At 59.9% G+C, this 22801-nt stretch carries 18 protein-coding genes and 1 pseudogene; 12 read left to right on the top strand and 7 right to left on the bottom strand.

The genetic code is table 11. The annotated features are described in order from the left end of the window. Positions 1-18 precede the first annotated feature (18 nt). Positions 19-1533 (top strand): ABC transporter substrate-binding protein, encoded by a 1515-nt coding sequence (locus ACZ9BX_RS18445; protein WP_476219454.1) that lies wholly within the window; start codon positions 19-21, stop codon positions 1531-1533. 102 nt (positions 1534-1635) lie between these two features. On the opposite strand, the gene ACZ9BX_RS18440 is transcribed toward ACZ9BX_RS18445, so the two are convergent. The 5 genes from ACZ9BX_RS18440 to ACZ9BX_RS18420 all read right to left on the bottom strand — a co-directional run bounded on the left by ACZ9BX_RS18440 (position 1636) and on the right by ACZ9BX_RS18420 (position 7832). Next, complete coding sequence (locus ACZ9BX_RS18440; RefSeq protein WP_476219452.1) at positions 1636-3639, bottom strand: aldo/keto reductase; 2004 nt, start codon at positions 3637-3639, stop codon at positions 1636-1638. A 42-nt stretch (positions 3640-3681) separates the two neighbouring features. Continuing rightward, entirely contained in the window at positions 3682-4767 is a 1086-nt protein-coding gene (locus tag ACZ9BX_RS18435) for an ABC transporter ATP-binding protein (protein ID WP_476219450.1), read from the bottom strand. Between the two features lie 13 nt (positions 4768-4780). Next, positions 4781-5623, bottom strand: coding sequence for a carbohydrate ABC transporter permease (locus ACZ9BX_RS18430; protein WP_476219448.1), 843 nt, complete (start codon positions 5621-5623; stop codon positions 4781-4783). Then, on the bottom strand, positions 5620-6480 hold the full coding sequence (locus tag ACZ9BX_RS18425; RefSeq protein WP_476219446.1) for a carbohydrate ABC transporter permease: 861 nt from the start codon (positions 6478-6480) through the stop codon (positions 5620-5622). The genes ACZ9BX_RS18430 and ACZ9BX_RS18425 overlap by 4 nt, the downstream gene beginning before the upstream one ends. 77 nt (positions 6481-6557) lie before the next feature. Continuing rightward, positions 6558-7832: an ABC transporter substrate-binding protein gene (locus tag ACZ9BX_RS18420; protein WP_476219444.1), complete on the bottom strand. Its 1275-nt coding sequence runs from the start codon at positions 7830-7832 to the stop codon at positions 6558-6560. Between the two features lie 86 nt (positions 7833-7918). Between ACZ9BX_RS18420 and ACZ9BX_RS18415 the strand changes: the two genes are divergently transcribed. Then, positions 7919-8830 carry a helix-turn-helix domain-containing protein gene (locus ACZ9BX_RS18415; protein ID WP_027507863.1) on the top strand — a complete coding sequence of 304 codons (912 nt, stop codon included), beginning with the start codon at positions 7919-7921 and terminating at the stop codon, positions 8828-8830. 435 nt (positions 8831-9265) lie between these two features. On the opposite strand, the gene ACZ9BX_RS18410 is transcribed toward ACZ9BX_RS18415, so the two are convergent. Further along, on the bottom strand, positions 9266-10369 hold the full coding sequence (locus tag ACZ9BX_RS18410) for a LacI family DNA-binding transcriptional regulator (protein ID WP_476219443.1): 1104 nt from the start codon (positions 10367-10369) through the stop codon (positions 9266-9268). A 115-nt stretch (positions 10370-10484) separates the two neighbouring features. Between ACZ9BX_RS18410 and bglB the strand changes: the two genes are divergently transcribed. From bglB to ACZ9BX_RS18375, 7 genes are all read left to right on the top strand, one after another. Continuing rightward, positions 10485-11585 carry a beta-galactosidase BglB gene (gene bglB, locus ACZ9BX_RS18405; protein WP_476219441.1) on the top strand — a complete coding sequence of 367 codons (1101 nt, stop codon included), beginning with the start codon at positions 10485-10487 and terminating at the stop codon, positions 11583-11585. Next, positions 11582-12418: a 5-dehydro-4-deoxy-D-glucuronate isomerase gene (gene kduI, locus ACZ9BX_RS18400; protein ID WP_476219439.1), complete on the top strand. Its 837-nt coding sequence runs from the start codon at positions 11582-11584 to the stop codon at positions 12416-12418. Before bglB ends, kduI begins: the two co-directional genes overlap by 4 nt. Then, positions 12415-14898, top strand: a complete 2484-nt coding sequence (locus ACZ9BX_RS18395) for a hypothetical protein (RefSeq protein WP_476219437.1) — start codon at positions 12415-12417, stop codon at positions 14896-14898. The genes kduI and ACZ9BX_RS18395 overlap by 4 nt, the downstream gene beginning before the upstream one ends. Before the next feature lie 84 nt (positions 14899-14982). Further along, positions 14983-16251 carry an ABC transporter substrate-binding protein gene (locus ACZ9BX_RS18390; protein WP_476219435.1) on the top strand — a complete coding sequence of 423 codons (1269 nt, stop codon included), beginning with the start codon at positions 14983-14985 and terminating at the stop codon, positions 16249-16251. Between the two features lie 131 nt (positions 16252-16382). Continuing rightward, positions 16383-17411 carry a carbohydrate ABC transporter permease gene (locus tag ACZ9BX_RS18385; RefSeq protein WP_476219432.1) on the top strand — a complete coding sequence of 343 codons (1029 nt, stop codon included), beginning with the start codon at positions 16383-16385 and terminating at the stop codon, positions 17409-17411. Beyond that, positions 17408-18460, top strand: a complete 1053-nt coding sequence (locus tag ACZ9BX_RS18380; RefSeq protein WP_476219430.1) for a carbohydrate ABC transporter permease — start codon at positions 17408-17410, stop codon at positions 18458-18460. The genes ACZ9BX_RS18385 and ACZ9BX_RS18380 overlap by 4 nt, the downstream gene beginning before the upstream one ends. An 11-nt stretch (positions 18461-18471) precedes the next feature. After that, positions 18472-19557 carry an ABC transporter ATP-binding protein gene (locus ACZ9BX_RS18375; protein ID WP_476219428.1) on the top strand — a complete coding sequence of 362 codons (1086 nt, stop codon included), beginning with the start codon at positions 18472-18474 and terminating at the stop codon, positions 19555-19557. Positions 19558-19670: 113 nt separating this feature from the next. On the opposite strand, the pseudogene ACZ9BX_RS18370 reads toward ACZ9BX_RS18375, so the two are convergent. Beyond that, a pseudogene (locus ACZ9BX_RS18370) lies at positions 19671-19892 on the bottom strand (HigA family addiction module antitoxin); the annotation flags it as partial. A 396-nt stretch (positions 19893-20288) separates the two neighbouring features. Between ACZ9BX_RS18370 and ACZ9BX_RS18365 the strand changes: the two are divergent. The 3 genes from ACZ9BX_RS18365 (at position 20289) to ACZ9BX_RS18355 (ending at position 22800) form a co-directional block, all read left to right on the top strand. After that, positions 20289-20996 carry a GGDEF domain-containing protein gene (locus ACZ9BX_RS18365; RefSeq protein ID WP_476219426.1) on the top strand — a complete coding sequence of 236 codons (708 nt, stop codon included), beginning with the start codon at positions 20289-20291 and terminating at the stop codon, positions 20994-20996. 557 nt (positions 20997-21553) lie between these two features. Then, entirely contained in the window at positions 21554-22159 is a 606-nt protein-coding gene (locus ACZ9BX_RS18360) for a glycine-rich domain-containing protein (RefSeq protein ID WP_476219424.1), read from the top strand. A 44-nt stretch (positions 22160-22203) separates the two neighbouring features. Next, positions 22204-22800, top strand: coding sequence for a glycine-rich domain-containing protein (locus ACZ9BX_RS18355; protein WP_476219422.1), 597 nt, complete (start codon positions 22204-22206; stop codon positions 22798-22800). The last annotated feature ends 1 nt before the right edge of the window (position 22801 follow it).

Below are 22801 nucleotides of genomic sequence, written 5' to 3'. Positions count from 1 at the left end.
AACGAAGGGAACAAACGCATGACAAACAAATGGAAGATAGTCGGGCTAGCAGCCATCTTGGCCGGCCTCACGCTAAGTGCAAGCTATGCCGACGCAGCCGGGGTTCTAACCATCGGGCGTCGCGAAGACTCGACCACTTTTGATCCGATCAAGACGGCGCAGAACATAGACAACTGGGTCTTCTCGAATGTCTATGACGTGCTGATACGTGTCGACAAGACGGGAACCAAGCTGGAGCCTGGCCTTGCCGAAAGCTGGACCGTTTCCGACGACGGCCTCACCTATACGTTTAAGATCCGCGATGCCAAATTCTCCGATGGTTCACCGCTGACGGCCGGGGATGCCGCCTATAGCCTGCTGCGCATTCGCGATGATGAGACATCGCTCTGGAGCGACTCGTACAAGGTCGTCGACACGGCTGTCGCAACCGACGACCGCACGCTGACCGTCAAGCTCAAGAACCTTTCCGTACCATTTCTTTCGACGTTGGCACTTCCGAACGCCTCGGTGATCTCGAAGAAAGGCATGGAAGAAATGGGCTCCGATGCTTACGGTGAAAAGCCAATCGCATCCGGTGCCTTCGTGGTTGACGAGTGGCGCCGCGGTGACCGTATCATCCTGAAGAAAAACCCCTATTTCTGGCAGGCGGATCGAGTGAAGCTCGATGGCGTCGAATGGATCTCCGTGCCGGACGACAACACGCGCATGCTGAATGTCCAGGCCGGCCAGCTCGACGCCGCGATCTTCGTGCCCTTCTCCCGTGTCGAAGAACTCAAGAAGGACCCGAACCTTACCGTCACTATCGATGCCTCGACCCGCGAGGACCATCTGCTGATCAATCATGCGCACGGCGCACTCGCCAAGAAGGAAGTCCGCCAGGCACTCGATATGGCGATCGACAAGAACGCCATCGTCGACGCCGTGACCTTCGGCCAGGGAACCGTCGCCAATTCTTATGTCCCGAAGGGCGCCCTCTATTATTACGCAGACAACATGCAGCGCTCTTATGATCCGGAAAAGGCCAAGGAGATGTTGGCGGCAGCCGGCGCATCAGGCTTAACGCTGAACTATCTGATCCGCGCGGGCGACGAAGTTGACGAACAGACCGCCGTTCTGGTCCAGCAGCAGCTTCAGAAGGCCGGTATTATCGCCAACCTGCAGAAAGTCGATCCAAGCCAGGAATGGGATATGACGGTCGCCGGCGATTACGACATCTCGGTCAACTACTGGACAAACGACATTCTCGATCCGGACCAGAAGACGACCTTCGTGCTCGGGCACGACTCCAACAACAACTACTTGACCAACTACAAGAACGAAAAGGTGAAGGAACTGGTAGCCGCGGCACGTCTGGAGATCGATCCAAAGAAGCGCGAGCAGATGTATGTCGATCTTCAAAAGATGGCGAAGGATGACGTCAACTGGATCGACCTTTACTACAGCCCGTACATCAACGTCTCCCGCAAGCACATTGAGAACTTCTACCAGAACCCGCTTGGCCGTTTCTTCCTGGAAGATACGGTTAAGAACTGATCGATTGCTGCAATTTAAACGCCGCCACTCCACTGGATGGCGGCGCCCAATTAGTCGGGAAGTCGCGGCGCAGAGATTACCTCCCCGCGCTTTTCTCGTTCGTCAGCCCTCCAGCCACTTCACCTGCTCGGGCGTAAGCTTGATGTCGAGTGCTGAAAGGCTGTCTTCCAGCTCGGCGATTGTGCGCGGGCCGATCAGCGGAATGACAGGGAACGGCTGGGCGATCACATAGGCGAGCGCGATATGGATCGGGTTGCGGCCGAGCTCCTTCCCGAGTTCAATCGCGCGGTCACGGCGCCCGAAGTTGCGGTCGGAATACCAGCAGCGGACGATTTCCTCGTCGTCATGCTTGTCGCGTCCCGCCCGGTCGGTAAAGAAGCCGCGGCCCTGGCTCGACCATGCGAAGTTCGGAATCTGCTTGTCGTTCAGCCACTTCTTCCAATCATCGTCCGAAGCTGCGACGCATCCGGCCCAGATCGGATCGAGCATTTCAGCGAGCGAGAAGTTGTTGGAAAGAGCAGCAGGCGCTTCCTTGCCGTTCTTTGCCGCATAGGCCATCGCCTCGTCCATGCGCTCGCGCGTCCAGTTCGAGCCGCCGAAAATCCCGCGGATGCGGCCGCGGTTGACTTCCGCATCCATGGCATCGACGAACTCGCCAACCGGAACGCCGGTATTGTCACGATGCATGAAGTAAATATCGACGTAGTCCGTCTTCAGCCTGTCGAGCGACTGATCGAGCTGCGTGGCGATCATGTCCGGATAGCAGAGCGGCGAATGCACACCCTTGCCGATCAGCACGATCTCCTCGCGCGGAACGTTGCGGCTCGTGTGCCAATCGCCGAAGATGCTCTCCGTCTTGCCGCCACCGTAGACATAAGCCGTGTCGAAGATGTTGCCGCCCGCCTCGTAGAAGGCATCGAGCGTCAGCGAGGCGGCTGCAAAACTCGGGAAGAACTCGAATCCGAGCGTCACGACGGAGGCGGGTTTGGAGATGCCTGGTATCTGACGCCGCGGAACGCTGTCGCCTCGCCGGACCGTCCCACCCGCAATATTCGCGGTGCGTTTTGATGCTTTTTCGACCCCATATTCGAGGCCGACCGAGGCACGCCATTGGTCGAGAACGCGAAGGTTGCCGATGGAATCGGTCCAGCTCATGCCCGGCGAAGTGAACTCCTTCTCGCCGGCTCGGATTGCATCTCCAGCCGCGTCGACTTCGAAGGAATAGAGCCAGCGGTCTTCCTTCACCTCGACCGCTTGTTGTTCATTGCCCTTGAATATCTCGATCTTGCCGACGCCGCCCTTGTGACCTGAGGCAAACCAGAAATCCTTGACCTCGATACGGCCTTCGGAGCCGATGATACGCAGCGTATTGTCCTGCTGCGCCATGATCGAGCAGGAGACTTCGGCGATGATGCCGTTCGGAAATTTCAGAACGGCGGAGGCCCATTCGTCGACGCCCGACTGGCCGAGGTGCGCCACGCCGGAAACCTTCTGCGGCTCGAGGAAAGGCTTGTCTTCAACCGCTCCGGCGATCAGCCGCGCCATCGAAACCGGATAGCCGCCGACATCCAGAATGCCGCCGCCCGCCTTGTCATTGGCGAAGAGCCGATGCTCTTGCTTGAAGCTGCCCATGTTGAAGCCGAAACTTGAGCGGATGATCCGCACCGTGCCGATCACGCCGCTTTTCACCAATTCGACGATCTTCGCCGTCTGGGGATGCAGGCGGTACATGAAGCCCTCGCCGGCAAAGACGCCGGCCTTCTTCGCTTCATAGTAGATCGCATCCGCATCGAAGGCCGAAAGCGCGATCGGCTTTTCCACCAGCACGTGCTTGCCAGCGCGGATTGCCTTAATCGCCCATTCGGCATGGCCGGTGTGCGGCGTGGCGATATAGACGGCATCGATCTCCGGATCGGTCAGCAGCGCATCATAGCCTTTGACGATGCGGGCACCGGGAAAGCCGTCGCCGAGGCCGGGTTTTTCCGGATTGCGGCTCGCGATAGCCACCAATTTGCCGGTCCGCGAATGCGCGATGCCGTCTGCGAAGGTGCGGGCGATGGTGCCGGGACCGATGATGCCCCAGCGGATCGGTTGCTCTGAACTCATGGCTATTCCTCTTTCGTATCTTCGTCTTGGGAGCGGATTTCGTCAGCGCAAGCGATTGCCTGCGCTGTCGAACAGGAAGGTGCGTTTTGCGGAAACTGCGACGGTAAGCGTGTCGCGATCGGCGGCAGAGCGGGATTCCGGACGTTCGATGATGAGCGGCTGGCCGCCCGCAGCGGTCGCATAGACATAGCTGGTATTGCCGAGGTGCTCGGCAACGTCGACCGCGACGGTCAGGTCGGCATCGCCGCTGCCCTGGTCGGCAAAATGCTCGGGCCGCACGCCGAGGGTAACCTGCGCGCCCTTTTCGGTTACGGCCGAAACCGGCAGCGTCAGTCGGACGTTCCTGTCCCCGGTCACGGCAACGGTCGCGCTCGAGGCGTCTCTTTCAACAACTTCCGCCGCCAGAAAATTCATCTTCGGCGAACCGACGAAACCGGCAACGAACTGGTTAGCAGGATCGTCGTAGAGATCGAGCGGCGCACCGATCTGCTCGATCTTGCCGGCACGCAGCACGACGATCTTGTCAGCAAGCGTCATCGCCTCCGTCTGGTCGTGGGTCACATAGATCATCGTCGTGCCGAGCTGCTTGTGCAGCCGCGAGATTTCCACCCTCATCTGCACGCGCAGTTCTGCGTCAAGGTTCGACAGCGGTTCATCGAAGAGGAAGACCTCCGGCTCGCGAACAATGGCGCGCCCGATCGCAACACGCTGGCGCTGGCCGCCGGAGAGTTGCTTCGGACGACGTTCCATTAATTCCTTGATCTGCAGGATCTCGGCGGCGTGGCGCACCCGTTTCTCGGTATCCGCCTTCGGGTTGCCGTTCATACGCAGGCCGAAGGAGAGGTTATCCGCGACCGTCATATGCGGGTAGAGCGCATAGGACTGGAAGACCATGGCGATGCCGCGATCGGCAGGTTCGACATTGTTGACGACCCTGCCGCCGATCGTGATCTCACCAGCTGAGATATCTTCAAGACCGGCGATCATCCGCAGCAGCGTTGATTTCCCGCAGCCTGAAGGGCCGACGAAGACGACGAACTCGCCGTCCTTCACGTCGAGATTGGCGCCGTGGATCACGTCGAAGACACCAAAGCGTTTGACAACATTCCTGAGTGAAAGCTCTGCCATTCGGCCTCCCCTGTTATTTGATTGCGCCGGCCGCGATGCCGGCGATGAAATGACGCTGCAACAGCACGAAAACGACGAGGATCGGTGCGGTCAGCAGCATCGCACCCGCCATGATGCCGCCCCAGGAAACCTTGGTGAGGCCGATCAGCGTTCCAAGCGCCACCGGCGCTGTCATCATGCCGGGCCGGGAGTTGATGAGCAGCGGCCAGAGATAATTGTTCCACGAGTGGAGGAAGAGAATGATCGACAGCGCCGCCATCGTCGGACGGGCAAGCGGCAAGGCGATGCGCAGGAATATCTGCCATTCCTTGACGCCTTCGACGCGGGCGGCGTCGAAAAGCTCGTTCGGCATCATCGAGAAGGACTGGCGCATGAAGAGCACGCCCAGCGAATTGAAGAGAGGCGGGACGATGAGTGCCACCCAGGTGTTCGCCAGCTTGAATTCGCGCGCCACCATGATGAATTGCGGGATCACGACAACGGCGAAAGGCAAGGTGATCGTGCCAAGAATGATGGCTGTGACCACGGAGCGGCCGATGAACCTATAGCGCGCAAGCGCCCAGCCGGCCATCGATGTCAGCATCACCGACAGGATGGTATAGATGATCGCGACGGTGATCGAGATGAACATCGCCCTCAGAAAATCTGTATCGGCCTGCAGGTTCCTGAAATTCTCGACAAAGTTTGTTGACGGCCACAGCACGATGTCCGGGCTGAAGATGCCGTTGTCGGGCATGGTCGAGAAGACGAACATCATCCAGAGCGGAAAGAGCCAGATGACGGCAAGCGGCGTCAGAGCGGCATGCAGCGCGATCTTGCGTATCAAGAGAGATTGCGACTTGGACCTCGACCTCATTTCGGCTCCCTCCCGACCCACAAATTAAACAGCGAAATTGCAATCGCCAGCGCGGCTATCGTGTAGGCTATCGCCGATGCGTATCCGAAATTCAGTGATGTGAAGCCCTGCCGGTAGAGAAGCAGGCCGAGCGTTTCCGTGCCGCCGCCTGGGCCACCGCGATTGGTGATGAGGAACGGTTCGGTGAAAAGCTGCATAGTACCGATCACCGACAGCACCACGCAGAAGAGGATGATCGGCTTAAGGAGCGGCAGGGTGATGTGGAAGAACTGCTGAATCTTGTTAACACGGTCGAGCGTCGCGGCCTCGTAGACATCATCGGGGATCGATTGCAGGCCCGCCAGAATGATAATGGCGTTATAGCCCGCCCAGCGCCAGGTGACTGCGATGATGATGACGGCCATCGCCGCATTCGCATTGTCGAACCAAGAAACAGGGTTAAGGCCTGTCGCAGCGATGATCTTGTTGATGATGCCGAAATCGAGATTGAACATCAGCCGGAAGACCGCAGCATAAGCAACCTCACCGACGACGACGGGTGCGAAGAAAGCGAAGCGGAAAAGAGGCCGCGCTTTCAGCAGCGGCGAATTCAAAAGTACCGCCATGACGGTCGCGAGCGCAATCATCACCGGCACCTGGATGAGCAGGATGATCAGCGTGTTATAGAGCGCGTTATAGAAAGCCGGATCGCCGAAGAGGCGTCCCCAATTGGCCTGAAAGCTGTATTTCCAGGGATTGATGCGGGTGTTCTGGAACGAGATCAGGAACGAATTGATAATCGGCCAAAGCCAGAAGGTGGCGAAGACCAGAAGATAGGGCGCAAGGAACACATAAGCGCTCCGGGTCCTGAATGGCATTTATATCCTCCTCACAAGCGAAACGAGCCACCTTGAAGGTGAAATGCCGGGCGCTAACCAGGCGCCCGGCCAGTTGCTCATTCGGTGATCGGAAGGCCCGTCGCCGAGGCGATCTGGTTGGCCGCGTCGTCAAGCGCCGCTTTGGCGTCCGGATAGCCGCCGGCGATATACTTCGTCTGCACTGCCTTGTAGATCGCGTCCGCATCGCTTTGGAACGCCGTCCCGCGGCTCGGCACGATCTTCGGCAGCGTCGAAAGGATGTCCGCCCAGACCTTCTGCCCGCCCCAGTAAGGCAGCGGCTCGTTGACGAAAGGATCCTGTACGGCCGACAGCAGCGAAGGGACGAGGCCAAAGGACTTCAGCATCGTGACCTGGCCTTCATTGGTAGCCAGCGCATAATTCAGATAGGCCCAGGCCGCCTCCTTGCTTTCGGAATTGGCGTTGATCGCCAGCGACGAACCGCCGAGGTTAGCGGCATGCGGGCCGTCGGCAGTGAGGCTCGGCATCATGTAAACGCCCCATTTGCCGGTGAGAGCAGGCGAAGTGGAGCGGATCGTGCCTTCATACCAGCCGCCAGACACCTGGCTCGCAACCTTGCCGGCCGTGTTGGAGGAGATTGCCTCGTCCCAATTCGCTGCCGTCACTGTGCCGGCATCCTTCATCTGCTTGATTTTTTCGAGGGTTGCGACGCAGGCGGGCTTGTTGATGGTGATTGTCTGGCCATCGGTCGAGAAATAGCCGCAGCCCTGCTCATTGGCGATCATGCGGAACCATCCGCTGCCACCGTTAAAATCTTCCTGCGCCATGACGACGCCGGGATTGGCTTCGGAAATCTTCTTGCCGGCGGCGACGAAATCGTCCCAGGTCTTGATCGTTGCCGGATCGACGCCGGCCTTTTCATAGAAGTCACGGCGGTAGAAGACGGCAACCGGACCGGAATCCCACGGCATCGCATAGGCGGCATCACCGACCTCTAGCTCGGTGCGCTTGAAGTCAGGAAATTTCGCTTGGATTTCCGCCGTATAACCGAGTTCGTTCAGATTGGCGAAGCAGTCCGGGAAGCGGTTCCAGAAGATTTCCGCCTCGAAATTCTCGATCGTCACGATGTCGGGCAGCCCGTCGCCGCCTGCGGCACATGCGGCAAGCGTCTTGTCGAAGACCTGCGCGTTCCCGAGGTCTTCCACCGTGACCTTGATATCCGGATATTGCTTGTTGAAGCCTTCGAGCGTGGACTTCAGCGCCGATGCGGCGACGTTCCAGCTCCAGATGGTGAGATTGCCCGACTGCGCGAATGCGGAACCGGAAGCCAGCAGCGCGACCGCAGCGGTCGCACCGATAAGTTTGAAGCGCATTGAAAATCCTCCCTTTTCAATTGCCGTCCTTTAGCGAACGTGGCTAAGTTATATGCAAGGGAGCCCCTGTCTCCTAAAAAGGGAATATGAATTTGGCGGAAAGTAAGGTTGCCAGCAGAGCCATCTATCAGCCGGGTGCGAGCAGTATCGAGGGCCTGCCGACAACGCTGCAGATGTTCCACGCCCATCCGCCGGTCATGGTCATGCCGCACTGGCACGCGCAGGTGGAAGTGAACTACATCATGCGCGGAATCGTGCATTACCGCATGAACGACCACGAAATGACGCTCAGGGCCGGCGACATGTGCCTCTTCTGGGGCGGCCAGCCGCATCAGATGGATGAATCCTCCGACGATTCGCTCTATGCGGGAGCCCATCTGCCGCTTGTCTATTTCTTCCGTCTTCGCCTGCCTGCTGAAATCTCCAGCAGGCTGATGAAGGGCTCGACGCTGCTGACGTCCGCCACCGACGCCGCAGACAAAGAGAACTTCTCCCGCTGGTCCCGCTACGCCAACTCTGGCAATCCAGCAAAAGCGCAACATGCCGTCGACGAGTTGCTGCTCCGCATCGAGCGCATCGCATTCGAACCCTATTCGATGACGGCTGTCGGCTACGGCGGAACGGAGGCCGAACAGCCCCATGCGCAATCGTCGCGCAGCATAGTCAGGATGTGCGATTTCATCGCCGCCAATTTCATGGAGGACATCGACACCGTCGATATCGCCCGCGCTGCGGATCTGCATCCGAAATACGCAATGAACGTCTTCAAGAAATCGACCGGGATGACGCTCAGCAAATACCTCAATCTGCTGCGCCTTTCACGCGCCCAGGCGTTGCTGATGGCCGACGACGCGAATGTGCTTCAGGTGGCGATGGACAGCGGTTTCGGCTCCATCAGCGCCTTCAACAAATCCTTCCGCCACATCGCAGGCATGTCACCGTCGGACTTCCGAAGAGACATCCGCCTGGCAACGTGCGGCAACACAGTGGCAAACTAAGCCTCGGGTGTCGTCCACCCGGGATCGTATTCCCACTCAACAAAAGGCCCGCTGATTACCGAGCGTTGATGCCGTCCTGTGAAGGATTCGCAGCTCTAACCAACAGCAAGGTTATACCAACGAGCGCTAATCAAAACCGGCGCGCCCAATCCAGCAGTTGCGCCGGGCCGTTGCGGCTGGCGCGGGGATGCCAGCGCACGCCCCGCCTTTCCTGCTTCAGAGGCCTTCGCCGGTACGGCATTTGGCTCGTCAGCTTCATGCACATGATCTGGGATATATCGATCTGGAGCAGATGACTTGCAAACGGTCGACAACCCGTTCGGCACGAGGTTGTCACCCAAGTGTTAGGTACGATCTGTTACCTATGTCTTCGGGTCGCACATTGTGTATCTGTTGCGGGGGCTTGAAACCACGGAGGCTTGCCAATATTCGCCGTCAGTGAGGAAAGCTCTCTCGATCCTGACTATCCATAGAAATCTGGTGAATTGAAACAGGCCGGCACCGAGCGGTGGACGCGCGTTCAACGAGATGGCAGGCAAGTTCCACGCGACGCGGCGGCATGGGCAGGCTGGAGAGGTTGTCGCGTAGCAGATCGAGCGCCACCGAGCCGATCTCGCGCATTGGGATATGCATGGTCGTCAGCGGCGGATTGAGGAAGGCCGCCTGCGGAAGATCGTCCATACCCATCACTGAAACGTCGCCCGGCACAGTAAGCCCGGACTGCTGGACACCCATCATCGCACCGACGGCGAGGCTGTCGCCGGCGGCCAGTATGGCGGTGAAATCGAGCCCGCGGGCAGCGATGCGCGCCGCGACCGCTTTGGCGGCAAGCTCCGGAAGCCAGTCTTCGACAGGCACCATGAGACCCTCGTCGAAGGGTAGTCCGCGATGCAGCAGGGCGTCCTTCCAGCCTTCGTAGCGCCTTTCGATGGTGCGCCGGCCGGGCCGCATCAGGAACAGGATACGCTCGTGGCCGAGATCGATCAGGTGATCGGCGGCGAGCCGCGCGCTTGAGCGGTTGCAGGGCGTGACGCTGGAAAGCCGCATGAACGGATCGTCGCTGTTGAGAAGGACCACAGGCTTGTGAAAGCCGCGCGTGGCGGCAAGCATGCCCTCGTCATCGACAGTGAGAAACAGCAGGCCGGCAACCTGCGGATCATCCAGCGCCTCCTTCAGAACGGCAAGTTCATCGTGTCTGCCTGCGATTGGCCGCGTGATGATTTCGAGCCCGAGCGCCTGCGCCCGATCCTTCAAGCCTTCCAGGACATAGAGCGTGAACTGGTTGCGCACGTAGTCGATCATGGCAGCGCTCGATGCGGCGAGAATGACTTTCTGCCCCGCAACCGCGGTTGGAATGACGTAATTGGCAATTTTTGCGACTTCGAGCACCTGCTGGCGGATTTCCGGCCGGACGCCTTTTTCGCCCGCAAGAGCACGCGAGGCGGTGCTCAGCGAAACACCGCAGGCTTCGGCGATGTCTTCCAGACGCACACGCTTGCTCTTCTTTCCGCGTTTGCCCGGCAATGGTTTGACGGTCATCCCTCGTCTCCTCGCCGCAATCATGAGAAAAATTTTCAGGTTGCGCAAGAAAAAATCCCGTGGCTTTATTTTGGCAGCGAAACCGCCGAAGAGCGGACAGGTTGGGAGGAATACTATGGCCCCGAATGGCCGCGATATTCGCGATGGTCTCGATCGCCTTGTCGCCGGAACGACCGGCCTGAAGCACGACGGTCGCTTCCATGAACCTAATCTCGACGGAACCGCCGGCGACTACATCAGTTTCGAAAGTTGGGAGTGGCCGCAGGGCGTCGGCCTCTATGGCCTGATCAAGCTCTGGCTTTTCACCGGCCGCCGCGATCTGCAGCAGCTCATCGAAGGCTGGTACCAGGCACGCATCGAGGCGGGCCTGCCGCAACTCAACGTCAACACCACCGCGCCGATGCTCGGCCTTTCAGTGCTCTGGGCCAAGACCCGCGACCCCCGCTGGCAGCAGGTCCTCGACGACTGGGCAAACCGCGTGATGTCGGACATGGGCCGCACGCCGGAAGGCGGTTTCGAGCATCACGTCTCCGATAAGGTCAACGACAACGAACTCTGGGACGACACCCTTTATATGGTCGCCCTGTTCCTGGCATCCTACGGCCAGGCAAGCGGTCGGCCCGAACTGGTCGTTGAGGCATCTCGGCAATTCCTCGTCCACACGCGTTACCTCGCTGACACCCATACCGGCCTCTGGTTCCACGGCTGGACCTTTGACGGACGCCACAATTTTGCCGAAGCGCGCTGGGCGCGCGGCAATGCCTGGATCACGGCGGGACTACTTGATTTCTTCGATCTCGCCGAGATCAGCACGCCGGTGAAAGAATTTCTGCAGGGTGTTCTCGTGGCGCAGGTCGATGCGCTGCTCGCGCTTCAGGCTCCGTCCGGCGCCTGGCGCACCCTGCTCGACGATCCCACCTCCTACGAAGAGATTTCCGCTACGGCTGGCATCGGCTACGGCCTTCTGAAAGGTTATCGTCTCGGGCTCGGCACGCCGGCATGGCGTGAAGCCGGGCTGAAAGCTCTGCAGGTGGTGATGGACAATATCGACGAGACCGGCACCGTGCTCAACGTCTCCTACGGCACACGCATGGGTCACGATCTCCAGTTCTACAAGGATATCCCCATTCAACCGACCGGCTACGGCCAGGCATTGGCAATCCTGTGCCTCTCCGAAGGCCTGCAGCATGTCGGCACCGAAGGACAAGCAGCGTGACGATGAAGATTTTGTATGGCGCGGCACCAGAAGACGTCAAAGCCTATGATACGGAGGAGCTCCGCAGCGCCTTCCTGATGACGGACCTGTTCCTGCCGGACGCTGTCAATTTCACCTATACGCATGTCGATCGCCTTCTTCTCGGCGGTGCGATGCCGGTTTCCCAGAGCGTGACCTTCGGCTCCGGCGCCGAGATCGGCACGCCCTATCTCCTGTCTGCCCGCGAAATGGGCATTGCCAATCTCGGCGGCACGGGCACCGTGACCGTCGACGGGCGGTCCTTCACGCTGGAAAACCGCGACGTGCTCTATCTCGGCCGCGGTGCGCGCGAGATTGCGATGGCGAGCCTCTCGGGAAGGAACCCCGCCCGGTTCTACATGAACTCGGTGCCCGCCGGCTCCGACATCCCCCACCGGCTGATCAAGAAGGCGGAATCGAAGGCTATCGATCTGGGAGACGGCCGCCGATCGAACAAGCGACGGCTCGCCATGTACATTCATCCCGAGGTGACACCGTCCTGCCTGCTATTGATGGGCATTACCGATCTTGCCGAGGGCAGCGTCTGGAACACCATGCCGCCGCATGTGCACGAGCGCCGGATGGAAGCCTATTGCTATTTCGACATGGCGACGGAAGATCGCATCATCCACCTGATGGGCCGCCCGGAAGAAACGCGTCACCTCATCGTCGCCAATGGCGACGCCGTCTTGTCACCCGCTTGGTCTATCCATATGGGCGCCGGCACCGGCCCCTATGCCTTCGTCTGGGGCATGACCGGAGAAAACCAGGAATATAACGATGTGGCCCCGGTGGCCCTAGCGGAACTGAAATGAGCCCGATGAGATCACTTATGGACCGTGAGCTTAACCCCGGCGAAGCCATCCGCTACTGGCAGCTCGGCGCGATCGCCGAGGAGCGTTTCGACGTTCCCGACGCCCCGATGAAGGGTGAGATGGACCCGTTCTTCTTCTTGACGAAGCATAAGAACTTCATCCCGCACGAATATCCCTGCCGCACGATCTTCGCCGAAACCTATCGCGGCAAGCGGCCGGACGTGCGCGGCGCGTTCGACGCGTCGCGCTGGTGGCTGCCTTTCGGCTCGCCGCGGCTCGATCTCTCCGGCTTCTGGTTCCGCCCGACGCGACTTGCCACCTTTGCCCGCACATTCATCGCTGCCGAGAAAGCCGGGACGGCAAAGTTCCGCCTCGGTACCTGTGGCGGCGCAGTTCTCTGGCTGAATGGCAACGAGACCGGCTGGATGGCGCCCTATAGCCGCAACCTCGAGGCAAAGGCTGAATTCGACCTTCCGCTGGAAGAAGGACTGAACGAGGTCACCATCTTCTTCGACGATCTGGCCGAACGCGATGCGCGCTATTTCTTCCAGCTTGATTATCTCGACGGACCGCCGGCAAACGTCACCGTGCCCGTGCCGATCGAAGGCAAGATCGCCGAGACAATCGAGGCCGCCCTCGAAGGCATGCATTTCGACAAGACGGCCTATTTCGAAGGCGACATCACGCTGCTTCTCGCCGAGCCTTTGTCGGTGGATGTCGATGTCAACGTCGCCGTCGAAGGCGACTTCATGTCGACCGAGCGCTTCGACTACGACTTCGTGCTCAAGGCCGGCGATGCGCATCTGGTCATCGGCCCCTCGGAAAACGCACCCGCGGACTTCCGTCATTTCCGCATCACGCTGAAGGCCGGCGGCTTCGTCGCCTCGCGCTCGCTCGGCGTCGAGATCTGCCATGCCGGCCGTCAGGGCGAAGCACCGGCAGCACTTGCCGAGCGGATCACCGAAACGCTGGACGAAATCTCGGAATTCTCCGAGCGCGATACCGTCCGCGCCTTTGCGCGGCTGGCAAGCGGCCGCAGTGGCGCCGACACCGATGCGATGATCGAGGAGATCCTACCTTCGATCGAGGATTGCCACGACTGCGCGGATTTCTCGCTTGTTCCGCTGATCTGGTCGCGCACCGTCTGGGGCAAGGACATCGGCGAGGCGACACGCGCCCGCATCGATCAGGCTATCCTCGGTTTCCGCTACTGGATGGATGAGCCCGGCAACGATGTGCAATGGTATTTCTCGGAAAACCACGCACTGCTGTTTCACACCTCCGCCTATCTCGCCGGACGTCTTCTGGCCGACAAGACCTTTGCCCGCTCCGGCCGCACAGGCGCCGAGCAGAGCGCCGTTGGTGCTGCCCGTGTTCGCGCCTGGCTCGACCATTTCGAAGCCTGGGAAATGGCGGAGTTCAACTCCGCCCCCTATTTCCCGATCGACCTCAAGGGGCTGACCGCGCTCGCCGCCCTGTCGCCCGATGCCGACATCGCCGAGCGCGCGCAGAAGGGCATCGTTCGCCTGTGCGAAGTGATCGGCCGCTCGGCGCATCACGGCATGGTGACGGCAGCGCAAGGGCGTTCCTACGAACACACGCTCTGCGCCGGCCGTTCTCTGGAGCTTTCGGGTGTTGCCCGTCTACTCTGGGGCAAGGGCTGGTACGGCCGCCGCGTGCACGCGTTGCCGCAGCTCGCCGTATGTCTGCGCGACAATGGTCTGACCGTGCCGGAAAACCTTGGCATGGTCGCCTGCCATCAAGCCGACGAGCATCAGGAATGGCGGTTCGCGCAAGGTGAAAACAGGTTCGCAGCGCTCTATCACTATAAGAGCCGCGATTTCGCCATGGGGTCTGCTGCCCATTACCGCTGGAACGAATGGGGGTACCAGGAAACCGTGCTGCATCTGCGGCTCGGCGAGCGGCCAGAAGCGACCGTCTGGATCAACCATCCCGGTGAAACAATTCAGTTCGGGTACGGTCGGCCGTCCTTTTGGGGCGGTTGCGGCACCCTCCCTCGCGCCCACCAGTACCGAGCGCTAGCGGTACTTCACTTTTCCACCTTTGAAGAGCAGCCGGATTTCACCCATGCTTGGTTTCCTGTTGGCGAGTTCGACGAGAGCAGCGTCAATGGAACCCTTGCGCTGGCGCGCTGCGGGAACGGCGCGATGATGCTGCGCGGCAGCACCGATCTCGTTGCAATCAAGGATGGTCCATCCGCCAATGCGGAACTGCGCCAATACGGCAGAAAAACCCGCTGGATCGTTCGGGTCTGCGAGGCCCCCACCCTTGCCGCGGTGGAAGCCCGGTTCGCGGCTCTTGCGGTCGAGGAGAAGGAAGACGGCTCGCTCGCTATCGAGGACCCGGACTACGGCACAGTAACATTTCGCGCCGACGGTTCGGTCGAGGCCGAGGGCCGCACCGTTTCGCCCAAGGACTTCACGGTTGCCGGCGAGGTCGCCATGCTGGCGGCCAACTGATAGCGAAGCGCCTGGTAGGAGAAACCGGCGCGACGTTTACCTGCGAGCGGGAGAAGGGCTCGTGCACTGAAGAGGAGGAAGACAATGCGAAAGACCAGAACACTGCTGGCGGCGCTTGCCGTCGGGCTTTTGACGTCGACGGCGGCACTCGCCGGCGACGTCCGCATCATGTGGTATTCCGATGGCGTCGAGGGCGAGGTCCTAAAAGACCTGCTCGACCGCTTCATGAAGGAAAATCCCGGGATCAACGTCGTGCTCGACAACGTGTCCTACACGGTCGTGCGCGAACAGCTGCCAGTGCAGCTTGAAGCCGGCGACGGTCCGGATATCGCCCGCGTCACCAACCTGAAGGCAATGAGCCAGCATTGGCTCGATCTTCGCCCACTGGTCGCCGACGCCGCCTACTGGGACACGAATTTCGGCGCTCAGGCCGACTGGATGCGTCCGGATGGGTCCAACCAGATTTCCGGCTTCATGACGCAGATCACGCTTGCCGGCGGTTTTGCCAACAAGACGCTGTTCGACCAGGCGGGCATTGCCCTGCCGAGCAAGGATGCGACCTGGGACGACTGGGCCAAGGCCTCCAAGCAGGTCGCCGAAAGCCAGCAGCTGCCTTTCGCCATGGCGCTTGACCGATCCGGTCACCGCTTGAGCGGACCGATCCTAGCCTATGGCTCGAACTACATCGGTGCCGACGGAAAGCCCGCTCCGCTGGATGACGGCGCCAAGGCGTTCATCGAAAAATTCGTCGGCTGGGTCGGCGACGGAACGATGAGCAAGGACGTCTGGGTGTCTGCAGCTGGCTCGACCTACCGCGCCGGAGCCGACGATTTCATCAACGGCCAGCTTGCCTACTACTATTCCGGCTCCTGGCAGGTCCCGAACTTCTCGACCAAGATCGGCTCGAACTTCGACTGGGTCGCAACCGGCAGCCCTTGTGGTCCGGCAAACTGCACCGGCATGACCGGCGGCGCTGGGCTGGTCGCGGTCAAATACACCAAGAATCCGACCGAAGTGGCCAAGGTCATGGATTATCTGGCACGCGAAGACATCGTGAAGGAATTTTCCGAACGCACGCTGTTCCTGCCTGCGCACAAGGGCGTGGTCGAAAAGGGTCTGGATTTCAAGACTGACGATGCACAGGCAAAGGCCGCCCTGAACATCTTCGTCGGGGCGACCGGCTCGCTTTCCGATATCGCCCGAAAGCTGCCCGGCTGGTTCTGGTCGGACACCTACTATGCGGCGCTGGTCACCCGAGTGAGCCAGGCAGCGGCGGGCGAAATGCCGGTGGCCGAAGCCTACACCCGTATCGATGCGGACATCGCGGCCAAGGTCAAAGATTCTGGCCGCTAACAGTGAGGCGAGCGGTGGCAGCAAAACTGCGTCGCCGCTCGCCTCCCATTTGCATGTCTTGAGAAGCAATTTGCAAACTGCGACAGCAGCTGGAAACGAGTAAGTTTCCACCTGCCGCAGGGAGGTGGGCAATGAATGCAGATGTTCCCGGAAAAACGGGCTCCGGTATTGGCGAAGTCGTTCTCACGCCGGTGCGCTTCGCGATGGGGCTGATTGACGCGCCCCTGCGGTGGCTGCAAAGGGTCACCGGGATCAGCGGCATGGCGGCCTTTTTCCTGCTGCCAAACATGCTGATCTTCGGCATCTTCGTGCTTCTGCCCTTCTTCATCAACTTCGCCTATTCGATGACCGGTGGGACTGCCCTCTTCCTGCCGGATCGCAGTTTCGTCGGCGGCGATCAATATGCTCGGCTGTTCGACTGCACGAACTATCTCAATGCCAATAGCTGCGCCGAAGACACGTTCTGGACGGCCGTCAGCAATACCGGCTGGTTCGTCGTCATCCAGGTCACCCTGATGATCGCCGTCTCGCTCGTGACCGCGCTGATCCTCAACCGTGAGCTAGCCGCGCGCAGCTTCTGGCGGGCGGTGTTCTTCTTTCCGGTGCTGTTGTCGCCTGTCGTTGTCGGCCTGATCTGGAAATGGATCCTGCAGCGCCAGGGCCTGATGAACTTCGGCCTCTACGGTTTCGGCTTTGATCCCTATGCCTGGCTGAACGATCGCAACTGGGCCTTTGCCGCCACGATCGGCGTGTCGATCTGGGCGCATATGGGCTTTTACACGCTGATCCTGCTCGCCGGCCTGCAGGCGATCCCGAAGGATCTTTACGAAGCCGCCGAAATGGATGGCACCCGGCCGACGCGGGCGTTCCTACGCATCACCATGCCGCTGCTTGCGCCCAACCTGCTCGTCGTGGTCGTCCTCGTCCTTATCAAGGCCGTGCAGATCTTCGATGAAGTCTACGTCTTGACGGGCGGCGGACCGGGCACCAGCACGCTCTACCTCACCCAGTATATCTACGAGACCGGCTTTGCCACGCAGTTGCGCAATCCGGGGCTTGCCGCGGCGGCCTCGATCCTCATGGGTGTCGTCCTCGTCGTGCTGACGCTGATGCAGCTCGGCCTCAGCCGCTCCAGTGAGAAGAAGGGAGCCCGCAAATGAGCCGCGTTGCCGAATTCATCCTGCGCCGCAAGGGCGGCAAGGGCTGGCACTGGACGGATATCGTCACCTGGGTCTGGCTCGTCGGCGGCCTGTTCGTCATGTTCGGCCCGGCCGTCTGGCTCGTAGGCTCGTCATTCAAGTCGCCGGCAGCCCTTGCCGAATTCCCGCCGACCATCTTGCCCTACGTCACTCAGAAAGTGACGGTTGAAGGCTATGACAAACCGCTCGATCTCTACAACGTCACGCTGCCGGATGGCAGCAAGGCGACACTCGCCGAAGTCCGGCGCATCGGCATCGTGAGCCAGATGGTCGATCCGCAGAAACCGGGCGAGATCGTCAAGGTCAACATCTCGCACCGCACCCCGGTCCGCGAAATGTCGTTCGCCTCGGAGAACTATACCGAACCCTTCACCCATTTCGATTTCGTTCGCTATCTGTGGAATTCCGTCTTCGTCACGGTAACGGCAACGCTGATTACGCTCGTGGTCAATTCAATGGCGGCCTTTGCGCTCAGCAAATACGAGTTTCGCGGCCGGACCTTTGCCATGCTGCTCATCCTTGCCACTCTGATGGTGCCGCTCTCGGTGATCATGGTGCCGCTCTATTCGATCGTCTCGGCGCTCGGCCTCTTCAACAACCTCTGGGGCGTCATCCTGCCGACCGTGGCGACGCCAACCGGCGTGTTCATCCTGCGCCAGTACATGCTGACCATTCCCGACGAATTGATCGACGCGGCCCGCATGGACAAGGCGTCGGAATGGCAGATCTATTGGCGCATCATCCTGCCCTTGACCGCCCCCGCGCTCGCCGTTCTTGCGATCTTCTCCGTGGTCTGGCGCTGGAACGACTTTCTCTGGCCGCTGATCGTGCTATCGCGCAAGGAACTCTATACTCTGCAGGTTGGCCTCAGCATCTATTCCGGCGAGCTCAATGTGCAGTGGCATTTCATCCTGGCGATGACGGTGGTGACGATGATCCCAGTCGTCCTCGTCTTCATCTTCCTGCAGCGCTTCATCACCACCGGCATTGCCGGAACCGGACTGAAATAGAGGAGGCCGTCATGGGTCATATTAAGCTCACCAATGTGACGAAATCCTTCGGGGCAGTGGACGTGCTCCATGGCATCAACCTGGAGATCAAGGACGGCGAACTGGTCGTCTTCGTCGGACCCTCCGGTTGCGGCAAGTCGACACTGCTTCGCATGATTGCCGGGCTGGAAAAACCGACAGGCGGCGAACTCGCCATCGACGGCAAGGTGGTCAACACTATCCCGGCCGCCGACCGCGGCCTTGCCATGGTGTTCCAGTCCTATGCGCTCTATCCGCATATGAGCGTGCGCCAGAACCTCGCCTTCGGCCTGGAAAACACCAAGATGCCTAAGGCGGAGATCGCCGAGCGTATCGGCGAAGCCGCGCGCATGCTGGAGATAGAGGCCTATCTCGACCGGCGACCGGGCCAGCTCTCTGGCGGCCAGCGCCAGCGTGTCGCGATCGGTCGCGCTATCGTGCGCAGGCCAGTCGCCTTCCTGCTCGACGAACCGCTGTCCAACCTCGACGCCGAGCTGCGCGGCTCAACGCGCGCTGAGCTTGCAGCACTCCATGCCCGGCTTTCGGCGACAATGATCTACGTTACCCACGACCAGGTCGAGGCGATGACACTGGCGGACCGGATCGTCGTGCTGCGCGCCGGCCGGATCGAGCAGGTCGGCACGCCGCTCGAACTTTACAATTCACCGGCCAACCGCTTCGTTGCGGGCTTCATCGGCTCGCCGCACATGAATTTCCTCGAAACAACGGTCGAATCCGTGCAGTCCGGCAGAGCCGTTGCAGCGTTGCCCGGCGGGCAACGGATCGAGCTTCCGGTCAACGACACCAATCTCAGCCAAGGCGCGCGGGTCACGGTCGGCGTGCGCCCCCACCATATTGCGGTTGGCAGCGAGCCGACCGCCATTCCGGCCAAGATCAGGCTTGTGGAAGCGCTCGGCTCGGAAACCGTCATCCATGCCGATATAGCCGGGCAGAAGGTTCTGGTGGTCGCACCTGGCCAGCACAACCTGGCGATTGGGAGCGAGCTCCGCCTGTCGCTCTCGGCCGCACCGCTTCATCTGTTCAACGAGAAGGGCCTGCGCCTTGATAACGCTGTTTGATCGTTCCGGAAAAGTCGCTCTGTGTAATGGCCCCATAAATCTCCGGACAGGTGCAACGGCGGCACATAGAACGGGTAAAACACTGACCATCCGTCGCCGATCCGTAACGCCGCTCATGCCGCGTGCTTCAACGGGCGCGCTCGCTCGACTCGCTCGCGCTCCTTGGGCGTGTTCATCACCTCCCGAAGATCGTTGCGCCGCTGCACGTTGAGCCAGAAGTCCGGGCTGTTGCCGAAGACGCGGGCAAGGATGAGCGCCGTTGCGGCGGTCACGTTCCTGCGGTTCCCGCACAACTCGTTGACGTGCTTGCGCTGCACGCCCATAGCCTCGGCCGACAGTCGCCGGCTTGCGCTTGGTGGTTAATTAGCTCGCTATGATGAGCGATTTATGTTGGAACTGGTTGGCCTGATGGCGCTGAGATTTGTAAATTTTCACCCTATGGCAATCGAGCCGCAGGCCTCCACGGTTTTCTGTGATTGAAGCAAATACTCCCGGCGTTAACGCAGAAGGTGCGAATGTTTTTTAAACGAGCTCATTGGCCTGGCCTCGTAGGCCGTGATCTCGATCACGTGACGATCAAATTCTTCGTGGCCCATTGCTAAAATGCCATCGGATTTATTCACCTGGTATTTCACCGAAGCCCTTAACGATAGCGACCACTGCAAAAGCTCCGTTAACCGATGACTCTGCAATTTCGTTGTCGCCAGGCCGTAATCGCCCCGCATATCAAGATGTCAACGCTCCGCGCCCTTGCCTCTGCGACTGGAGCGGCCGTGGTCGTTTGGGCACTGAGCCTGCTTGTTCCCGAACCTCCATTTTGGGTGGAATTGACCGCCGTGGCGTTAATATCGGCTGCTGTCACATTTCGGTTTCAATTGGCAATCCGTCTGCGCAACGAAGCGCTTCGTGATACCCAAAAAGAACTTCAGTATGCGCTCCGTCATGATCCCGTCACGGATACATTGCGCGCCAGCGAATTTGTGAACTCAGTCGAGCAAGCCATAGACCGCAGGCGCGTGAGCGGCGCGGAAAACCCGGATGGCGTCATGCTCGTTCTCAATGTCGGTAATTTCGATGAGATCAGTCGTCGCTATGGTCCGCAATGGGCCGATACACTGCTTCAATCGATTGTTCGGATCGTACATTCTTCCCTGCGCTATGGTGATCTCGTCGCCCGCCTTGCCTCCGACGAACTCGGCATCTATTTGCCCGGCACAACAACGGAAAATGCCAGCAACATCTGCGAGCGCATCCGCGCGCGGGTGCAGGAGACCACGTTCACAGCCGGACAAGAGCGCCAGATATCGGTGACGGTGCGGCTTGGCGGTACCAGGCTCGAGGACCAGGCCGACTTTCAGGCACTCCGCGAGGCTGCTAACCGCGCCGCCCTCGCGGAGGAAGAAGCTGGCCCACCCCTATTCCGGGAGCTGTTCTCGTGAACGAGAGGCTTTAGCTAGTTTCCATCCATAAACGGCTGGTTTTCTTGTGCTTGCAGCACGTTGGGTTCTGCTTGGCGGCCGCTTTGAAGCCATGCGGTGTGGCTCATGGGTGCAAATTTGGGCGGCGAGGATTTCTGGTGGAAATGCGCGCATTGGTAACTGCCGGCGTTTCGCGGGTCCGGTTTCGGCTGGCGACATGGGAAGTCAGCGATCTGAGGCGGGCGAGGAGGGCGAGATTGTAAGCGACTACCGAGGGATCAGACATAAGTCTTGGAGTGGTCGAGCCCACGCCCGGTGCAGCGCGCCAAGCCATAGGCGCGTTTCAGGCAAGAGATGCCGGCCTGGCTTAATCGTGATTTTCACAAAATAGATATGCAAAGACTAAAAGAAACGTATAAAGTATACGTTGAGATGGATCAAAATATCTAGATACATAATGATAATATAGCTTGAATATATTCTGAATATATCAGAGAGAATGCCCTTCTTTCGCCGCAGAATAACAAAATTCTCCGCTGCGTGCTGATCATTTCAGCGCCAGGAAAGGAGGATTCCAAATGACCGAAGACCTAAACCCAAATGAAAAGACCTTCGCGCGCCTTCCGGTATTTCCCTTGGCCGGGCTGGAGGAAATCGACAATCCCAACATTCGGCATGGCCACGCATCCACAATCCCGGGCTTTACCGCAGACGCGCTGCGCCGGAGCAACATCGCGGAACAATTCGAATTGAAGCCGGTGCTGGCCCGCTACCGGAAGGAGCATGGCCTATCGGTGGAAATCGCCCAGGACCATCGGCGCGAGATGCTGCGCTTTTTGGCCCTTTGCGCGGCCGCGGCGCCGCACGGCAAGTTCTACGGCATGACGGGTGCTGTCGACGGGCTCTGGCATACATTCGTGATCCTCACCCGCGATTATGCCGCCTTTTGTGATGCCGTGGCCGGCCGTTTCCTGCATCACGTTCCTGAGGTCGAGGGCGAGATGTCGGCGAGCAACTTCGACCACTACCTTGCATTCCTGGCCGACTATGAGGCGGTGTTCAACGAACCGGCGCCATCGGCCTATTGGCCTCGGCCGACCGGCAACGATCCCGAAGCTGCCGCCTGCAAGGGCTGCAGCGCCTGCAGCTCTTGTGGATCTGGGGGGTCTTGTACTGTGAACTAGACGGAATCCCATCAAACGATATCCTAAATTCAGGAGACCAAGCAATGCCCCAAGAGGTTATCACTGACCAAAGCGTCGCCAATGATGCCGCGTCTGCTCACATCTCGATTGCCCTCACACTACCGTCGAACTCGATCGGCTACGTGCCCACGGTTCCAGGCTTCGCTTCGGACGCGCTGCGCCGGAACAACATCGCCGAACGCTTCGAATTGAAGCCGGTGCTGGCCCGCTATCGAAAACAACATGGCTTGTCGGTAGAAATCGCCCAGGACCATCGGCGCGAGATGCTGCGCTTTTTGGCGCTCTGCGCAACGGCGGCGCAGCACGGCAAGTTCTACGGCATGACGGGTGCTGTCGACGAGCTCTGGCATACATTCGTGATCTTCACCCGCGATTATGCCGCCTTTTGCGATGCTGTCGCCGGCCGCTTCCTGCATCACGTTCCGGAAGTCGAAGGCGAGATGTTGGCGAGCACCTTCGACCACTACCTCGCATTCCTGGCCGACTATGAGGCGGTGTTCAACGAATCGGCGCCATCGGCCTATTGGCCTCGGCCGACCGGCAACGACACTGATGTGGCTGCCTGCACAGGCTGCAGCGGTTGTAACAGTTGCACCGGCCATAGCTGCACCGTGAACTGAC

The organism is Rhizobium sp. USDA 3886, from assembly GCF_056279785.1.
This window is presented reverse-complemented; position numbering and strand designations above follow the sequence as displayed.

Bases quoted from the DNA above. Each gene is read 5' to 3' on its own strand.
- ACZ9BX_RS18445 (WP_476219454.1), top strand. From the start codon at position 19: ATGACAAACAAATGGAAGATAGTCGGGCTAGCAGCCATCTTGGCCGGC.
- ACZ9BX_RS18440 (WP_476219452.1), bottom strand. From the start codon at position 3,639: ATGAGTTCAGAGCAACCGATCCGCTGGGGCATCATCGGTCCCGGCACC.
- ACZ9BX_RS18435 (WP_476219450.1), bottom strand. From the start codon at position 4,767: ATGGCAGAGCTTTCACTCAGGAATGTTGTCAAACGCTTTGGTGTCTTC.
- ACZ9BX_RS18430 (WP_476219448.1), bottom strand. From the start codon at position 5,623: ATGAGGTCGAGGTCCAAGTCGCAATCTCTCTTGATACGCAAGATCGCG.
- ACZ9BX_RS18425 (WP_476219446.1), bottom strand. From the start codon at position 6,480: ATGCCATTCAGGACCCGGAGCGCTTATGTGTTCCTTGCGCCCTATCTT.
- ACZ9BX_RS18420 (WP_476219444.1), bottom strand. From the start codon at position 7,832: ATGCGCTTCAAACTTATCGGTGCGACCGCTGCGGTCGCGCTGCTGGCT.
- ACZ9BX_RS18415 (WP_027507863.1), top strand. From the start codon at position 7,919: ATGAATTTGGCGGAAAGTAAGGTTGCCAGCAGAGCCATCTATCAGCCG.
- ACZ9BX_RS18410 (WP_476219443.1), bottom strand. From the start codon at position 10,369: ATGACCGTCAAACCATTGCCGGGCAAACGCGGAAAGAAGAGCAAGCGT.
- bglB (WP_476219441.1), top strand. From the start codon at position 10,485: ATGGCCCCGAATGGCCGCGATATTCGCGATGGTCTCGATCGCCTTGTC.
- ACZ9BX_RS18395 (WP_476219437.1), top strand. From the start codon at position 12,415: ATGAGCCCGATGAGATCACTTATGGACCGTGAGCTTAACCCCGGCGAA.
- ACZ9BX_RS18390 (WP_476219435.1), top strand. From the start codon at position 14,983: ATGCGAAAGACCAGAACACTGCTGGCGGCGCTTGCCGTCGGGCTTTTG.
- ACZ9BX_RS18385 (WP_476219432.1), top strand. From the start codon at position 16,383: ATGAATGCAGATGTTCCCGGAAAAACGGGCTCCGGTATTGGCGAAGTC.
- ACZ9BX_RS18380 (WP_476219430.1), top strand. From the start codon at position 17,408: ATGAGCCGCGTTGCCGAATTCATCCTGCGCCGCAAGGGCGGCAAGGGC.
- ACZ9BX_RS18375 (WP_476219428.1), top strand. From the start codon at position 18,472: ATGGGTCATATTAAGCTCACCAATGTGACGAAATCCTTCGGGGCAGTG.
- ACZ9BX_RS18365 (WP_476219426.1), top strand. From the start codon at position 20,289: ATGTCAACGCTCCGCGCCCTTGCCTCTGCGACTGGAGCGGCCGTGGTC.
- ACZ9BX_RS18360 (WP_476219424.1), top strand. From the start codon at position 21,554: ATGACCGAAGACCTAAACCCAAATGAAAAGACCTTCGCGCGCCTTCCG.
- ACZ9BX_RS18355 (WP_476219422.1), top strand. From the start codon at position 22,204: ATGCCCCAAGAGGTTATCACTGACCAAAGCGTCGCCAATGATGCCGCG.